Raw genomic sequence first — 14,892 nt, 5'->3', positions numbered from 1 at the left:
TTAGAAGCTAGCGGTTATTTTTGCGCACGTTGGTAGGATTCTAGAATCTCTTCACGCGCTGCCGCGACATCTGCCCAGCCATCGACTTTGACCCACTTGCCAGATTCCAGCTCTTTGTAGCGCTCGAAGAAATGCGTGATCTGCGCTTTTAGCAGTTCGGGGATATCACCGACATCTTGAATGTGTTCATACTCTTTAGAAATCTTGCTGTGTGGTACTGCCACCACTTTGGCATCTTCACCTGACTCATCGGTCATCTTCAATACACCCACTGGTCGGCAGCGAATCACAGAGCCTGGCATTAATGGGTAAGGGGTCGGTACAAGTACGTCTACAGGGTCACCATCGAGTGACAAGGTATGATTTACATAACCATAGTTGCATGGGTAGAACATAGGTGCAGACATAAAGCGGTCAACGAATACGGCACCGGAATCTTTATCCACTTCGTACTTGATAGGGTCAGCGTTAGCAGGGATCTCAATCACGACATAAATGTCATCTGGTAGTGCTTTGCCAGCAGGGACGTCATTCAAACTCATGGGTATATCCTTATTTATCATTGTTCAAAAAAACATCTATTACGATATCGCCAAAACGGCGCAAATGTAAATAAAGTGTAGTGAAAATTGTTGAATAAAAAAGCGCCCAAAGGCGCTTTTAAACGAGAGGTTAGTCTTCGCGGTTGAGCTCTAAAAACTCTTCCACTTTAGAGACCATATTCTTCGAACCAACAAAGAAAGGTACCCGTTCATGCAGCTCGGTCGGTTTCAAATCAAGGATACGATTCACGCCGTCAGAGGCGCTACCACCCGCTTGCTCCATGATGAAGGCCATTGGATTGCATTCATACAGTAGGCGCAGTTTTCCTTTAGGGTGGCTTTGCGTACTTGGGTACAAGTAGATGCCACCTTTAAGTAGATTGCGGTGAAAATCAGACACTAGCGAGCCGATGTAACGTGAAGTATAAGGGCGATTGTCTTGTGGCTGATCTTCTTGGCAATACTTGATGTACTTTTTCACTCCAAGTGGGAAGCGAATGTAGTTGCCTTCGTTGATTGAGTAAATCTGACCATCTTTAGGGATTAGCATGTTTTCATGTGATAGGCAGAACGAGCCAATCGAAGGGTCGTAAGTAAAGCCATTCACGCCATTACCTGTGGTGTACACCAACATGGTAGAAGAGCCATAAACCACATAACCGGCAGCAACTTGCTTATTGCCTGGCTGGAGGAAGTCTTCTTGAGTTGGCGGGGTGCCAATTGGAGAGACTCGGCGGTAGATGGAGAAAATAGTGCCGACGGAAACATTCACATCGATATTTGATGAGCCATCTAGTGGGTCCATCAGGACAACGTATTTGGCGTTCTTGTTAAGATCTTTATTAAACGCCACCGCTTCGTCTTCTTCTTCGCTTGCAACGCCACAGACTTGATCGCGCGCTTCTAGCGCCGCTTTGAACTTATCATTAGCGTATAAATCCAGCTTCTGCTGGGCTTCACCTTGAACGTTTTCAGTACCTACCGCGCCAGTAATATCAGCGAGGCCTGCTTTATTAATTTCACGGTTGACGATTTTGGCTGCAAGTCGAATTGAAGCAAGTAGGGATGAGAGATCACCGCTAGCGTGGGGGAAGTCCGTTTGTTTTTCTACAATGAACTCGCCAAGGGTGCGCATTCCAGACATGTTATTTCCTTTTGGTTAGAGGAGGGTATAAACCACAGGGCTAAGTGCCTACAGTGAACCCGTTAATGGATTGGCTGCAGGTTAAGGGCGGCTTCTTTGAGCCGTTGAGATAATTGTAGGATCTAGATCTTTTTATGGGTAATAAACTAACCGCTTGAGATCTCAATTTATTTAGTTGCTAATGCGGTGAAAACTCAACAAGGTTTTGAGTGGGTAAATGAGCAGCAATTGAGCGGGTTAAATTGAATTAGAGTGATCAAAACGGTTCGCTTTTATTGCCTTTATCGCCATAATGAGTGCTTCATTTTTGCGTAGGACAAGGTTAGGTTTATGCATATTCATATCTTGGGGATTTGTGGCACTTTTATGGGTGGCGCAGCAATGTTGGCACGTCAGTTAGGGCATAAGGTAACGGGCAGTGATGCCAATGTTTACCCGCCAATGAGCACTATGCTTGAATCTCAAGGTATTGAAATAATAGAGGGTTTTGACCCTTCTCAATTAGATCCAGCTCCTGATCTTGTGGTGATTGGTAATGCGATGAGTCGCGGCAATCCTTGTGTTGAGCATGTGCTTGATAGCAACCTACGTTACACCTCTGGGCCACAGTGGTTGCAAGAATTCTTGTTGCACGATCGCTGGGTGTTAGCGGTATCAGGTACTCATGGTAAAACCACCACTTCAAGCATGTTGTCTTGGATTCTTGAAGACTGTGGTTACCAACCGGGTTTCCTTGTTGGTGGTGTATTAGGCAACTTTGGTATTTCCGCTCGCTTGGGTGAAAGTATGTTTTTCGTGGTGGAAGCCGACGAATATGACAGTGCTTTTTTCGATAAGCGTTCAAAGTTTGTTCACTACCATCCACGCACCTTAGTAATGAATAACCTAGAGTTTGACCACGCCGATATCTTTGATGATCTAGAAGCGATCAAGCGTCAATTCCACCATTTGGTGCGCACTGTACCGGGGAATGGCCGCATTCTTGCGCCACAAAAAGATCAAGCGATAGCGGATGTTTTACAGCGCGGCTGTTGGAGTGAGCAAGAGTACACCGGCGACGAAGGTGACTGGCGAGCAGAGAAAGTGATCAACGATGGTTCAGAGTTCCATGTGTATCTGAAAGGAGAGCGCGTTGGTACGGTGAAGTGGGGCTTAGTGGGTGATCACAACGTTGATAACGCTCTAATGGCAATCGCTGCGGCGCGTCATGTTGGTGTAACAGCGGATTTAGCTTGTGAAGCCTTACGTAAGTTCATTAATACTAAGCGTCGCCTAGAATTAAAAGGCGAGGTGAATGGCGTGACTGTTTATGATGATTTCGCCCATCACCCAACCGCGATTGAACTGACGCTTGGCGGTTTACGTAACAAGGTCGGCGACAGCAAAATCATCGCGGTATTAGAGCCGCGTTCCGCCACCATGAAACGTGGCGTACACAAAGAAACCTTGGCAGCTTCATTAAAGCAAGCGGATCACGTGTTCTTGTACCAGCCAGATAGCATTGAATGGTCAGTAGAAGATGTCGCTAAGCAGTGCGTTCAGCCTGCGCAAGTGAGTGATGATATTGACCAACTTGTTGAAGGTATTTGCCAACAAGCTCAACCGGGCGATCAAATTTTGGTAATGAGCAATGGTGGCTTTGAAGGAATTCACGGCAAACTATTAGAAAAGTTAAAGGCTAAATAACTTATGAGTGAAAACAGCAAGTCGATTACCTTAGCATTTACGGGCGCCTCTGGTGCACCGTATGGGTTGAGACTATTACAGTGCTTATTAGCTGCTGATTATCAAGTGTACTTGCTGATCTCATCGGCCGCTCGCGTGGTACTGGCCACCGAGCACGGCCTTAAATTACCTAGTGGGCCAGATGCGGCCAAAAAAGCGTTAGTCGAGCACCTGCAGTGTGACCCAGACAAGCTGATTGTTTGCGGCAAAGATGACTGGTTCTCACCAGTCGCTTCAGGTTCTGCTGCGCCTAAGCAGATGGTGGTATGTCCTTGTTCAGCAGGCAGTGTTGCCGCGATTGCTCACGGCATGTCGGATAACCTGATTGAACGTGCTGCTGATGTGGTGATGAAAGAGCGTGGCCAGTTGCTACTTGTGGTGCGTGAAACGCCATTCTCTACGCTGCACCTAGAGAACATGCACAAGTTGTCGCAAATGGGCGTGACGATTATGCCTGCTGCGCCGGGCTTTTATCATCAACCCAAGTCGATTGAAGATTTGGTTGATTTTATGGTAGCGCGAATTCTTGACCACCTCGGTGTTGAACAAGGTTTAGTACCTCGCTGGGGTTACGATTCTCGCCACTAAATTTAGGCCATATTGCTGCTTTTATTCCGCTAGCTATTGGTTAACGGAATGATTACAATCCAACCCATACTCATCGGGGAGCCAACGAATTTTTATGGCTGAGATCGGTTTTGCTGCCGGAACCCGTGGACCTGAACCAGATAATGCTGGCGTAGGAATTGAGTCTGGATTTAATTGATATGGATAATTAAACGCCGACCTCAAACCTGTGCCGCTCAAAACGGAGAGAGCGAACAGTGAAAACCACCTTAACCACCCTTGCGATCGCAACCTTGACCGCGACTTCTGCCTTTGCCGCAGACAAAACATTAACGGTATACACCTACGATTCATTTGCTGCTGACTGGGGCCCAGGCCCAAAAGTAGAAAAAGCCTTTGAAGCGCAATGTGGCTGTGACATCAATTTTGTTGCTCTAGATGATGGTGTATCGATTCTAAATCGCCTACGTCTTGAGAACGGCAACAGCAAAGCCGATGTTGTGCTGGGGTTAGATAACAACCTAGTCGCAGAAGCGAAGAAAACAGGCTTCCTCGCTGAGCATAATCTTGATACCTCTTCAGTGACGTTACCTAATGGTTGGTCAGACAAAACCTTCGTACCATACGATTACGGTTACTTTGCATTTGTGTACAACAAAGAGAAGTTAGCGAACCCGCCGAAAAGCCTAAAAGAGCTGGTGGAATCTCGTGATGATCTGAAAGTGATTTACCAAGACCCTCGTACTTCAACTCCGGGCCAAGGCCTAATGTTGTGGATGAAGTCTGTCTATGGTGATGATGCCGCGCAAGCATGGCAGCAACTCACTAAGAAAACCGTAACTGTAACCAAAGGTTGGTCAGAAGCTTACTCTATGTTCCTTGAGGGTGAATCTGATTTAGTGCTGTCTTACACGACTTCTCCGGCTTACCACCTAATCGCTGAGCAAGATGCTAACTACGCAGCGGCAGACTTCTCTGAAGGTCACTACATGCAAGTTGAAGTTGCGGCAAAAGTTAAAGGCACGAAAAACGGCGAACTGGCTGATCAGTTCTTAGAATTTATCCTTACTGACGAGTTCCAATCTGAAATGCCTACCGGCAACTGGATGTACCCAGTGACGGCAGTAGAGTTACCAAAAGGTTTTGAAACTCTAACCGTTCCTTCTAAAGGACTAAGCTTCACTTCAGATGAAGTGGCTAGCCAACGTAAAGCATGGATTCGCGAGTGGCAAAACGCTTTGATTAAGTAGAGCTCTCTGTGAATCGCATACCTAAATTAGGTCTCTGGGTCGCGATATTTATCGCGACCTTTGTTATTGGGGCGCTTGGTGCGTTAATTCATGCTGCGCCTAGCGTTAACGTGCTGCATGTATGGCAAGACCCATACTATCGCCACGTTACTCAATTCAGCTTCTATCAGTCATTCTTATCGACCCTGCTTAGTGTTGGCCTCGCATTGCCAGTGGCGCATGCGTTATCTCGCCGCCAGTTTAAAGGCAAAGCGTTAATGCTAAGGCTGTTTAGTACCACGCTGGTATTGCCTGTGCTGGTGGGGGTATTTGGTTTGCTAGCGATATATGGCAATAGCGGCTTAATTGCTGATGGTCTGCAGGCGTTAGATAAAGAATTACCGTTTTCCATTTATGGCTTAAACGGTATTTTGCTCGCCCATCTATTTTTTAATTTGCCCTATGCAACGCGCTTGTTGCTGCAAGCTCTTGAAACTATTCCCCAAGAGCAACATAAATTATGCGCCCATCTAGGGATGTCCCAATGGCAGAAATTCAAATGGGTGGAATGGCCGAGATTACGACAGCAATTGCCTCATGTCAGTGGCTTAGTCTTCATGCTTTGCTTTACCAGTTTTGCCACTGTCATGGCGCTGGGCGGCGGGCCTAAATCGACCACTATTGAGCTGGCGATTTATCAAGCAATCAAATTTGATTTTGACCTACAAGCAGGAGCATTGCTGGCAATGTGGCAAATGCTGCTATGCGGAGTGATGGCTTTGACCATTCAACGTTTAGCGAAACCCATGCCTGTCACCTCGGGAAGCCGCTCAACCACACCGTATATGGTTAACGATACCAAGCTGACTCGTAGTTGGGACTGGGCTTGGATTAGTTTTTCTGTATTACTGGTTATTCCGCCATTGCTGATGGTGGTGCTAAGTGGTTTGAATTGGCAGGCACTGGCCGTGTTAGGTGATGAACGTTTTTGGTCAGCGCTGTTCGCATCGCTTCGAGTTGCGATTGTCGCCAGTGTGATCGCATTAACTGCCGGTATTGCCATCTTGCTAACCAGCCGGCGTTTACGACTTAACAGCCGTGCTAAACAGGCGGATAAAATTGAGCTAATCGGCACCATCATTTTGGTCGCGCCGGGGCTGGTAATATCAACTGGGTTGTTTTTACTGCTGCGCTCATTTAGCGATATCTTTAGTTTGGCATTTTTCGTGGTTGTGGCCGTTAATGCCTTGATGGGTTTGCCGTATATCGTCAAAACCTTATCTCAGCCGATGCTGCATATTGAACAGCAGTATCAGTACCTGTGCGCGAGCTTAGGTATTCGCGGTTGGCAAAGATTTAAGGTGATTGAGTGGCGTGCTTTGGCAAAGCCAATGGCACATGCGTTTTCAATCAGCTTTATGGTCGCGATTGGTGATTTAAGCGCGATTGCTTTATTTGGCGGTCAAGATTTTAGAACCCTTCCACTGTATTTATTCCAATTGCTCGGAAGCTATCAGATGGAAGCGGCCGCGGCGGTGTCTCTGACATTACTTATTTTAAGTGTGGGCTGCTTTAGCCTAATTGAAAAGCTGTTTGGCCGTGTATCGGGTACTCACGCACAAAGGAATACAGAGGTAAAGTATGCTCAGCGTTAAACAAGTCGATTATGACTATCACAACGAAGGCTTTCACTTTGAGTTAGAAGTGGAGCAAGGGGCGATATTGGCTTTGATGGGGCCAAGTGGTGCTGGTAAATCTACCTTGTTGGCATTAATGGCAGGCTTTATCGAACCTAAAAGTGGTGAGTTGTGGGCTGATGGTATCAGCCTAGTGGGTAAGCAGCCCCATCAACGACCACTTGCGATGTTGTTCCAAGAGCACAATCTGTTCGCCCATTTAACCGTGCGTGAGAATATTAGCCTTGGCCTTAATCCGGGTTTAAAACTGACTGCAGCACAAAAGCAGCAAGTGATTGAAGCGGCTGAGCAAGTTGGCGTAAGTGAAATGTTGGATAGGCTACCGGAGCAACTTTCTGGTGGGCAACGGCAACGTGTCGCCTTAGCGCGTTGTTTTGTTCAGCCTCACTCGATTTGGCTGCTGGATGAGCCTTTTTCTGCATTAGACCCAGTGTTGCGAGAAGAGATGCTCGCCTTGGTAAAACGCTTAGCCAAAGAGCGAAATCTAACGGTGATTATGGTGACGCACCATCTTAGTGATGCCAAAGCTATTGCCTCGGATTTTGCCTTTGTCGCGCAGGGTAGAGTGGCGGTCGCCGATAAGATTGCAACGCTATCGATCAGTCATCCCAATTCAGAGTTGAGTGCGTTCGTTCAAGCAAGTCGCTCGTAGTTACATCTGAGTAGCGCCATAACAAAAAAGCAGCCAATGGCTGCTTTTTGCGTATCTGAACGACTCATACCGAGAAGAGATTAATAATCTTCGTCGTTAAGCCCTTTTAAGATTTGGAAAATTTCACGGTATGATTTTGCAGGTTTACCGGCTTTTTTCTCTTTTGCTGCTTGGCGAGCAAGTTGACGTAGACGTTGACGGTCTGCGTCTGGGTATAGCTCTAGTACGTCAGCAATGGCGCTATCGCCTTCTTCCACAACACGATCACGTAGCTGTTCAAGCTTGTGCAGAACGGCTGTGTTTTGCGAGTGTTTGTTACGTACTTTATCCAGCGCCGCTTGAATCGGTTCCGGATCTTCGTAACGCATCAGTTTACCGATACGTTGAAGCTGACGACGACGCGCTTCATTTTTAAAACGCTGCGCATCATGAATTGCTTCGGCAAGGTCTTCACTTAGCGGGAATTTTTCCAGAACTGATGGTTTTAGACCTACAAGCTCTTCGCCTAGCTTTTGTAACTCTTCCATGTCACGTTTCATTTCGGATTTACTAACCCAAATGATCTCTTCTTCCGGTTCCCATGGCGCTTTTTGATTCTTACGAGCCATCTCTTTTGCCCTAATTTGAACATCTATTTCTCTATTTTAACAACAATCGTGGGGAGAAAGCGAAATTCTTGTTATCCTATCTATATCGAATAGCGAACAAACATCATCACATAAGAAGATATGGACGTAAGACAACAAGTTGCCCAACAGCAAGTTGAGCTAGAAGCCGCAGTAGCAAAAGCTCTTGAAATGGCTGCGCAAAAGGCGGATGCCGCAGAAGTCGCGATCAGTAAGTCGACAGGTTTGAGCGTTTCTACTCGTATGTGTGAAGTAGAGAACGTTGAATTCAACAGTGATGGCGCTTTGGGTATCACTGTGTACCGTGGTCAACGCAAAGGCAGTGCTTCGACGTCTGACTTAAGCGAAAAAGCGATTCAGCAAACGGTATTGGCGGCATTAGATATTGCGCAATACACGTCGGAAGATCCATACGCTGGCCCGGCTGATAAAGAGTTGATGGTCAAAGAGATCCCTGATTTGGATCTGTTCCATCCTGATACGCCAGATCCTGACCACGCAGCAAAAATCGCCATTGAAGCTGAGCGTCATGCGCTGTCTTACAGTGACAAAATCAAACAGAGTGATGGTGCAAGCTACGACAGCCACTATGGCTTAAAAGTGTATGGTAACAGTCACGGTCTACTTGCAAGCTACGCATCAAGCCGTCATAGCACGAGCTGTTGTGTGATTGGCCAAGGCCAAAATGGTGAAATGGAGCGTGACTACAGCTACACGGTGGCACGGCATGTAGATGAGCTTTGGACACCAGAGAAGGTTGGCCGTGAAGCAGCAGAAAAAACGGTAGGCCGTCTTGACCCGCAAAAGCTAGCAACGGGCAAATACCCAGTGATGTTTGCTGCGGATGTGGCAACAGGTTTGATTGGCCACTTAGTAATGGCAATCAGCGGTGGCAATCTTTACCGTAAATCTTCTTTCCTATTGGATCAGCTTGGTGAGCAGGTGTTGCCTTCATGGTTTAACATTGCAGAGCGCCCGCACATTCTGCGTGGCTTAGCATCAAGCCCATTTGATAGCGAAGGTGTGTTTACTCAAGATCGTGAAATCATCACTGACGGCGTATTGGCAACTTACCTACTAACCTCATACGCTGCGCGTAAGATGAATATGACCCCAACAGGCCACGCTGGTGGCATTCATAACTGGTTTGTGCAATCAACAGGGCAAAGCTTCGAGCAAATGCTGAAAGAGCTAGGCACGGGCTTATTGGTGACTGAAACCATGGGACAAGGCGTGAATGTGGTAACCGGTGATTACTCACGCGGTGCTGCGGGTTTCTGGGTTGAGAATGGCGAGATTCAATTCCCTGTGTCTGAAGTGACGATCGCAGGCAACTTGAAAGAGATGTTCCAGCAGATTGTTGCCGTTGGTAATGACGTTGAAACGCGATCGCAGATTCAAACGGGTTCTATCTTGCTTGAATCGATGAAGATTGCTGGCGAATAATTGTCGAACAAATTAAAAAAATCCCAAGCTTAGGCTTGGGATTTTTATTTCAATAGAACTTAGCGTTTGGCTATTCGCCCCATTGAGCTTCAAACCAGCTTTCTAAAATCACCACAGCAGACTGGCAATCGACATTGCCTTTGGTTAGGGCTTTGTAGCCGCCCATCGCGAACAAGTCGGCACGAGCTTCGGTTGTGGATAGTCGCTCATCGTGTAGCTCGACAGGTAGGCCATAACGGCCTTGTAGGCGTTTAGCAAACTTACGCGCACGTTGGGTAATACTTTCTAAATCTTTACCGTGTAAGTCGGTTGGAAGGCCAACCACCAGCAAGTTAGGTTGCCACTCTTTAATCTGCTTTTCGATATCATCCCAATTTGGAATGCCATCATTGGCTTTAAACGCTTTCAGTGGTGAAGCGGTTCCTGTGATCTCTTGGCCAATCGCACTACCAATACTTTTGGTGCCATAATCGAAAGCCATGATTGTTTGAGACATAAAGTTACTGCCTTGGAGATTGGATTGAAAGGTCACAATCGTGTGTCATCAACGACACATACAAACTATGCGTGACCAATTTGGCTAGAGAGCTGTGCGACATCAATACCCAGCATTTGCACTGCTTTTTGCCAGCGCTCTTTGACTGGGGTTTCAAACATGATGTTTGGGTCAGCTTCAATCGTCAGCCATGAGTTTTCGGCTAATTCAGTTTCAAGTTGACCGGGTTCCCAACCTGAATAACCCAGTGCGACGATATACTGGTTCGGTTCGGCTTCAGTGCCTAATACGCTCAGAATATCCTTCGAGGTGGTTACCATGATCTGCTCGGTCATTTGGATGCTGGATTCATAACGATCTTTAGGTTGATGCAAAATGAACCCGCGATCTTCTGAAACAGGGCCACCATTGAGCACAGACATCTCTAACTTGTCTGTTTTCAGTTGAGGATGAACCGGTTGAACGTCTACTTTTTCCAGCATTTTGCCGATGGTCACTTCAATGGGAGAGTTGATCATTAAACCCATCGCGCCATCTTCGTTGTGCTCACATACGTAGATAACACTGCGCTGGAAATAAGGATCTTTCATGCCAGGCATTGCGACTAAAAAATGGTTAGTCAAATTCATTATCACATCAACCTTATTGATTGCCACTGTAAGTGAGGATTTGTAGGAGGCAGATTTTGTCTGCCTCGCACGGTATTGGCCTCGAATGGCTTTATTTATTTAAGCGACGCTCAATGGCATCCATCAGTTTGCCTGTAATCGAAATATCGAAAGCCGCTTCGATTTCACGAATACAGGTTGGGCTTGTTACGTTGATTTCAGTCAGCTTGTCGCCAATCACATCTAAACCAACGAAGATCAAACCTTTCTCTTTTAGCGTTGGAGCAACAGCTTGAGCAATTTTAAGATCCGTTTCGCTTAGTGGGCGAGCTTCACCGGTGCCGCCAGCTGCAAGGTTGCCACGTGTTTCACCTTTGGCTGGGATACGAGCAAGGCAGTAAGGCATCGGTTCGCCATCGACCACTAAAATACGTTTGTCACCGTTACTGATATCCGGAACGAACGTTTGTGCCATCGCGTAGTTTTGACCGTGGTTAGTCAAGGTCTCGATGATCACAGATACGTTTGGATCGTTTTCTTTGACACGGAAGATAGAAGCGCCACCCATACCGTCGAGTGGTTTTAAGATCACGTCACCGTGTTGCTCACGAAAGTCTTTAATTTTCTCAGCTTTGCGCGTCACAATGGTTGTCGGTGTTAGTTCGGGGAACCAAGCAGTAAAGAGTTTCTCGTTACAGTCACGTAGGCTCTGTGGCTTGTTTACGATTAACGTTCCTTTCTCTTCTGCGCGCTCTAAAATGTATGTCGCGTAAATAAATTCAGTATCGAAAGGAGGATCTTTACGCATCAGTACTGCATCTAATTCTGCCAGCTCAATGGTTTGCTCTGACTTAAATTGGTACCAACCGTTAGGATCTTCTTTAAGTTCAACGACTTTGGTATCTGCTACCGCAACACCTTGATCTAAGTGTAGATCATTCATTTCCATGTAGTGGATTTCGTAGCCGCGGCGCTGAGCCTCAAGCATCATGGCGAAGCTAGAGTCTTTTTTGATGTTGATGGACGAAATTGGGTCCATCACGATGCCAAGTTTAATCATGATCTTCTCCGGTTAGCCAAGATCGCCAAAGCGAACTTGAAGGGCGGTAATTGCGGTCAAGGCTGCTGTCTCAGTACGTAGTACGCGAGGGCCAAGCAGCGTCTCTTCAAATTGATACTCTTGTGTCATATCGATCTCTGCTGAAGATAGGCCGCCTTCAGGGCCAATCAGCAGACGAACTTTCTCTACAGGAGTCGGTAATGTGTTGATGGAGTATTTCGCTCTAGGGTGTAGGTTGAGCTTAAGGCCATCATATTGTTCAGCGCACCACTCTTCGAGCGCCATAATTGGGCGAATTTCTGGCACGGTATTGCGGCCACATTGCTCACAAGCACTGATGGCAATCTTCTGCCATTGGGCGAGCTTTTTCTCAAAACGCTTTTGATCTAATTTAACACCGCAGCGCTCTGAAATAAGCGGAGTAATGGTATTTACGCCAAGCTCGACGGATTTCTGGATAGTGAATTCCATCTTATCACCGCGCGACACCACCTGACCTAAATGCAGATCTAATGGTGACTCTCTGCTGCGCTCAACACGCTCGGTAACATCCACTTGTACCGATTTTTTGGTCACTTCAGAAATTACCGCTGGAAATTCAGCGCCACTACCATCAAACAAAAGCACTTCTTGGCCTTCTTTCATTCGTAGCACTCGGCCAATGTGGCCTGCAGCATCATCACCTAGCATTAAGTGGCCAAGTTGTTGAATGGTTTCTGGATGATAAATTCGTGGAATTCGCATGGTTATTAGGTTCCAGCTGAGTGGTTGATATAAAAACTAACATGGATGCGTTAGTGCTAAAAAACAAGGGGTAAAGTGAGTTTCTCTTTAAATGAGGAGTCACTCACTTAACCTTGAAATTACTGGGCTAGACAAGCCTTAAAAACAAACGGGTTATGGTTGCCCTGAACTTTGGCGATGCGTTTGTCGCGCTCACATTCCCACGAGTCTACAGGATATTGTTTGTTCCAGGCGGCCATCAAGTTACGCTGCTGTTTCGATAACTTAAAGCCATACTCTTGGCTCATGTAGAGGTAAGTTCGAGCGATAGATCCTCGGGCGCGATCGGGTGGCATCACTTTACGTTGCTTGAAGTTCACTTGCATCTCACAGCGGCCATAGCTGACACCATCGATACCATTCCACTGACTGAAGTTGTAGTTGGAACGGTCACCGTTTACCTCACCTATGGTCGGCGTCAGGTTATGAAGGTCAGCTTCCATTAAACGAAATTGCTTATCTTTTTTGGTGCAATTCTTTCTTCCGCCGTTTTGCCAACATTGGCGCTGGTGGCCAAATTGCCATGCAGGAACAACATGCTCCCATTCGATGCGGGAAGCGCGTTTTTGTTGTTTACGGACTTTATAGCCACAGGCGTTTAAATCGGGAATGCCTTTTTTACCTTGCCAAGTGATGTCACAGCCACAGTAAAAACTGGTCGGGTGATCACGGTAGATTTTTACCGCTTCTTTTTTTGCTTTGGAGAATGAGCTAGGTGGCGCAGCAACCGCCACACTGGTCACTAGTGCCAAGCCAAACCAAATGAATTTTTTCATAGATAAAGTGTTTAGAAAGTATGACTTTATTAATCATAACACTCATTTTTGTAGGTCTATGATGATATTTAGCTCAATTGGTAATTTAAGTCGCTAAGTCCGATGAATCAGTGCGCTGAGTGAAGGGTTAACTCAGTTGTTTACCCGTAAATACCAAAGTTTGATGGCATTGCTGACAGCGATAAGTGGCTTGCTTTCTTATTACTTTATTGTGGCGGCGAATAGTCAGTGGGTGAGTGCTACAACTGCATTGGTACTGAAACGTTTTGCCTTGTACCGAGTTGACTGAAAAGCTGTGGGTGGTTTTAGCGGGTACGCCTAACACTTGCTCCATGACTCCTTGCCATTCTTTGCCATGGGGACGGACACGGCCATAGACCTGATAAGTGATGAGGTGAGCCATCTCGTGAGGAATTACTTCTTGCAAAAAAGCGTGTTGGTTTTCTGCAAATAGCACTGGATTTAGTCGAATTTCATTTAATTGCAGATAAGCCTTACCTGCCGCTTTACCACGTAATTTGTAGCTGATTATCGGTAGAGGGAAGGAACGTTGAAACGCTTGCTGCGCTTTGACCAAGCAATCTGCCATCACTTGTTTCACTTGGTAATTTAATTCGAAATCCACGTTTAATCCTAAAAAAAGCCCCAACCAATGGGCCGGGGCATCATAACGTGCTTGATGGTAGCTGTTAAGCATTAGGGCGTGTGTTTCTTTTTGATGGTCTCGTGGTAAGCGTGCCAAGTGGCGTAACCCAAGATTGGCATGGTAAAGAGCATGCCGATTCCGTAAGTCGCGAAACCAATCAAAATACCGCCGCAAATCAGAGCTGCCCAGACGATCATGGCAGGGATGTTAGAGCGTACTGCGTTAAAACTGGTGAACACCGCTGTCATCACATCGACCCGTCTTTCCATCATCAACGGAATCGAGAAAGCTGAAATACTGAACACTACGCAAGCCAACACAAACCCTACTGCCGAACCTATGATGAGGAAGGGCAAGAAATCCGTGAGTGGCGCGCCTTGCACTGAAGGGTAAAGCGCGTGCAGTAACGCTGCTATACGCATCCAGAAAATCATGCTTACCGCCAGCAAAACGGCGAAGGCCCATTGCGAGGTGGAGTTTCGTCCTATCGCTTTCATTGAATGCAGCAAGCTGGCTGAGTGGCCTTTTTCTCTTTCCCAGCTGGCATCGTAGAGGCCAAGGGCGAGAAAAGGGCCGATTAACATGTAGACCACCAAGGCTGGCATCACGACTAAGTGAGTACCTTGCCATTGAATCAGTAGCACAATGCCAATCGCTGCTGCCATAAAGCAAAGGCCGTAAAAGGCGCTGATCAGCGGCATGCGAATGAAGTCGTGCAGGGCGAGCGATAGCCAATGAAATGGGGCGGACACACTGAGCTGATTACACTCAATGGTGCGTGCATATTCGGAATGTTTGCTGTCCTTGTCTTTGCTGTGCAAATCGGACGGGTGAACCGTGCGAGGCATAACTCCTCCTTGATTTATCTCACTTTACTTCGTTCATACGAAGCATT

The 14,892-nt window shown here is 46.7% G+C and carries 16 protein-coding genes and 1 riboswitch; of the genes, 6 read left to right on the top strand and 10 right to left on the bottom strand.

What is annotated here, in order from left to right:
* Positions 1-14 precede the first annotated feature (14 nt).
* Positions 15-542, bottom strand: coding sequence for an inorganic diphosphatase (gene ppa / locus MU515_RS13780; RefSeq protein WP_260261001.1), 528 nt, complete (start codon positions 540-542; stop codon positions 15-17).
* A 130-nt stretch (positions 543-672) separates the two neighbouring features.
* Entirely contained in the window at positions 673-1,686 is a 1,014-nt protein-coding gene (gene fbp, locus MU515_RS13775; RefSeq protein WP_260261000.1) for a class 1 fructose-bisphosphatase, read from the bottom strand.
* Positions 1,687-2,016: 330 nt separating this feature from the next.
* Here fbp and mpl point away from each other — a divergent pair, with 330 nt between their 5' ends.
* From mpl to thiQ, 5 genes are all read left to right on the top strand, one after another.
* Complete coding sequence (mpl, locus tag MU515_RS13770) at positions 2,017-3,372, top strand: UDP-N-acetylmuramate:L-alanyl-gamma-D-glutamyl-meso-diaminopimelate ligase (protein ID WP_260260999.1); 1,356 nt, start codon at positions 2,017-2,019, stop codon at positions 3,370-3,372.
* Between the two features lie 3 nt (positions 3,373-3,375).
* A complete protein-coding gene (locus MU515_RS13765) occupies positions 3,376-3,999 on the top strand; it encodes a flavin prenyltransferase UbiX (protein ID WP_260260998.1) in 624 nt (207 codons plus the stop codon).
* 64 nt (positions 4,000-4,063) lie between these two features.
* Positions 4,064-4,174: riboswitch (TPP riboswitch) on the top strand.
* A gap of 61 nt (positions 4,175-4,235) precedes the next feature.
* Positions 4,236-5,228 (top strand): thiamine ABC transporter substrate binding subunit, encoded by a 993-nt coding sequence (thiB, locus tag MU515_RS13760; RefSeq protein WP_260260997.1) that lies wholly within the window; start codon positions 4,236-4,238, stop codon positions 5,226-5,228.
* Between the two features lie 8 nt (positions 5,229-5,236).
* Positions 5,237-6,862: a thiamine/thiamine pyrophosphate ABC transporter permease ThiP gene (gene thiP, locus MU515_RS13755; protein ID WP_260260996.1), complete on the top strand. Its 1,626-nt coding sequence runs from the start codon at positions 5,237-5,239 to the stop codon at positions 6,860-6,862.
* Positions 6,849-7,556, top strand: coding sequence for a thiamine ABC transporter ATP-binding protein (gene thiQ / locus MU515_RS13750; RefSeq protein WP_260260995.1), 708 nt, complete (start codon positions 6,849-6,851; stop codon positions 7,554-7,556). Before thiP ends, thiQ begins: the two co-directional genes overlap by 14 nt.
* An 80-nt stretch (positions 7,557-7,636) precedes the next feature.
* On the opposite strand, the gene yjgA is transcribed toward thiQ, so the two are convergent.
* Positions 7,637-8,164, bottom strand: a complete 528-nt coding sequence (gene yjgA / locus MU515_RS13745) for a ribosome biogenesis factor YjgA (protein WP_260260994.1) — start codon at positions 8,162-8,164, stop codon at positions 7,637-7,639.
* Between the two features lie 120 nt (positions 8,165-8,284).
* Between yjgA and pmbA the strand changes: the two genes are divergently transcribed.
* Positions 8,285-9,628, top strand: a complete 1,344-nt coding sequence (gene pmbA / locus MU515_RS13740; RefSeq protein ID WP_260260993.1) for a metalloprotease PmbA — start codon at positions 8,285-8,287, stop codon at positions 9,626-9,628.
* A 70-nt stretch (positions 9,629-9,698) separates the two neighbouring features.
* Here the strand turns inward: pmbA and ruvX are convergent, their stop codons facing one another.
* From ruvX to MU515_RS13705, 7 genes are all read right to left on the bottom strand, one after another.
* Positions 9,699-10,124, bottom strand: coding sequence for a Holliday junction resolvase RuvX (gene ruvX / locus MU515_RS13735; RefSeq protein ID WP_260260992.1), 426 nt, complete (start codon positions 10,122-10,124; stop codon positions 9,699-9,701).
* Between the two features lie 65 nt (positions 10,125-10,189).
* Complete coding sequence (locus MU515_RS13730; RefSeq protein ID WP_260260991.1) at positions 10,190-10,753, bottom strand: YqgE/AlgH family protein; 564 nt, start codon at positions 10,751-10,753, stop codon at positions 10,190-10,192.
* 91 nt (positions 10,754-10,844) lie between these two features.
* Positions 10,845-11,792: a glutathione synthase gene (gene gshB / locus MU515_RS13725; RefSeq protein WP_260260990.1), complete on the bottom strand. Its 948-nt coding sequence runs from the start codon at positions 11,790-11,792 to the stop codon at positions 10,845-10,847.
* 12 nt (positions 11,793-11,804) lie between these two features.
* Positions 11,805-12,536: a 16S rRNA (uracil(1498)-N(3))-methyltransferase gene (rsmE, locus tag MU515_RS13720; RefSeq protein ID WP_260260989.1), complete on the bottom strand. Its 732-nt coding sequence runs from the start codon at positions 12,534-12,536 to the stop codon at positions 11,805-11,807.
* 119 nt (positions 12,537-12,655) lie between these two features.
* Positions 12,656-13,351: an endonuclease gene (locus MU515_RS13715; RefSeq protein WP_260260988.1), complete on the bottom strand. Its 696-nt coding sequence runs from the start codon at positions 13,349-13,351 to the stop codon at positions 12,656-12,658.
* Between the two features lie 127 nt (positions 13,352-13,478).
* A complete protein-coding gene (locus MU515_RS13710; protein WP_260260987.1) occupies positions 13,479-13,976 on the bottom strand; it encodes a SprT family zinc-dependent metalloprotease in 498 nt (165 codons plus the stop codon).
* A gap of 71 nt (positions 13,977-14,047) precedes the next feature.
* On the bottom strand, positions 14,048-14,845 hold the full coding sequence (locus MU515_RS13705; RefSeq protein WP_260260986.1) for a DUF2189 domain-containing protein: 798 nt from the start codon (positions 14,843-14,845) through the stop codon (positions 14,048-14,050).
* Positions 14,846-14,892 lie beyond the last annotated feature (47 nt).

The sequence above is a fragment of the Vibrio intestinalis genome (genome assembly GCF_025195085.2).
GTDB classification, from domain to species: Bacteria; Pseudomonadota; Gammaproteobacteria; order Enterobacterales; family Vibrionaceae; genus Vibrio; species Vibrio intestinalis.
This window is presented reverse-complemented; position numbering and strand designations above follow the sequence as displayed.

What these genes read in the sequence shown, in the direction of transcription:
- ppa (WP_260261001.1), bottom strand. Translation starts at nt 542, where the DNA reads ATGAGTTTGAATGACGTCCCTGCTGGCAAAGCACTACCAGATGACATT.
- fbp (WP_260261000.1), bottom strand. Translation starts at nt 1,686, where the DNA reads ATGTCTGGAATGCGCACCCTTGGCGAGTTCATTGTAGAAAAACAAACG.
- mpl (WP_260260999.1), top strand. Translation starts at nt 2,017, where the DNA reads ATGCATATTCATATCTTGGGGATTTGTGGCACTTTTATGGGTGGCGCA.
- MU515_RS13765 (WP_260260998.1), top strand. Translation starts at nt 3,376, where the DNA reads ATGAGTGAAAACAGCAAGTCGATTACCTTAGCATTTACGGGCGCCTCT.
- thiQ (WP_260260995.1), top strand. Translation starts at nt 6,849, where the DNA reads ATGCTCAGCGTTAAACAAGTCGATTATGACTATCACAACGAAGGCTTT.
- yjgA (WP_260260994.1), bottom strand. Translation starts at nt 8,164, where the DNA reads ATGGCTCGTAAGAATCAAAAAGCGCCATGGGAACCGGAAGAAGAGATC.
- pmbA (WP_260260993.1), top strand. Translation starts at nt 8,285, where the DNA reads ATGGACGTAAGACAACAAGTTGCCCAACAGCAAGTTGAGCTAGAAGCC.
- ruvX (WP_260260992.1), bottom strand. Translation starts at nt 10,124, where the DNA reads ATGTCTCAAACAATCATGGCTTTCGATTATGGCACCAAAAGTATTGGT.
- MU515_RS13730 (WP_260260991.1), bottom strand. Translation starts at nt 10,753, where the DNA reads ATGAATTTGACTAACCATTTTTTAGTCGCAATGCCTGGCATGAAAGAT.
- gshB (WP_260260990.1), bottom strand. Translation starts at nt 11,792, where the DNA reads ATGATTAAACTTGGCATCGTGATGGACCCAATTTCGTCCATCAACATC.
- rsmE (WP_260260989.1), bottom strand. Translation starts at nt 12,536, where the DNA reads ATGCGAATTCCACGAATTTATCATCCAGAAACCATTCAACAACTTGGC.
- MU515_RS13715 (WP_260260988.1), bottom strand. Translation starts at nt 13,351, where the DNA reads ATGAAAAAATTCATTTGGTTTGGCTTGGCACTAGTGACCAGTGTGGCG.
- MU515_RS13705 (WP_260260986.1), bottom strand. Translation starts at nt 14,845, where the DNA reads ATGCCTCGCACGGTTCACCCGTCCGATTTGCACAGCAAAGACAAGGAC.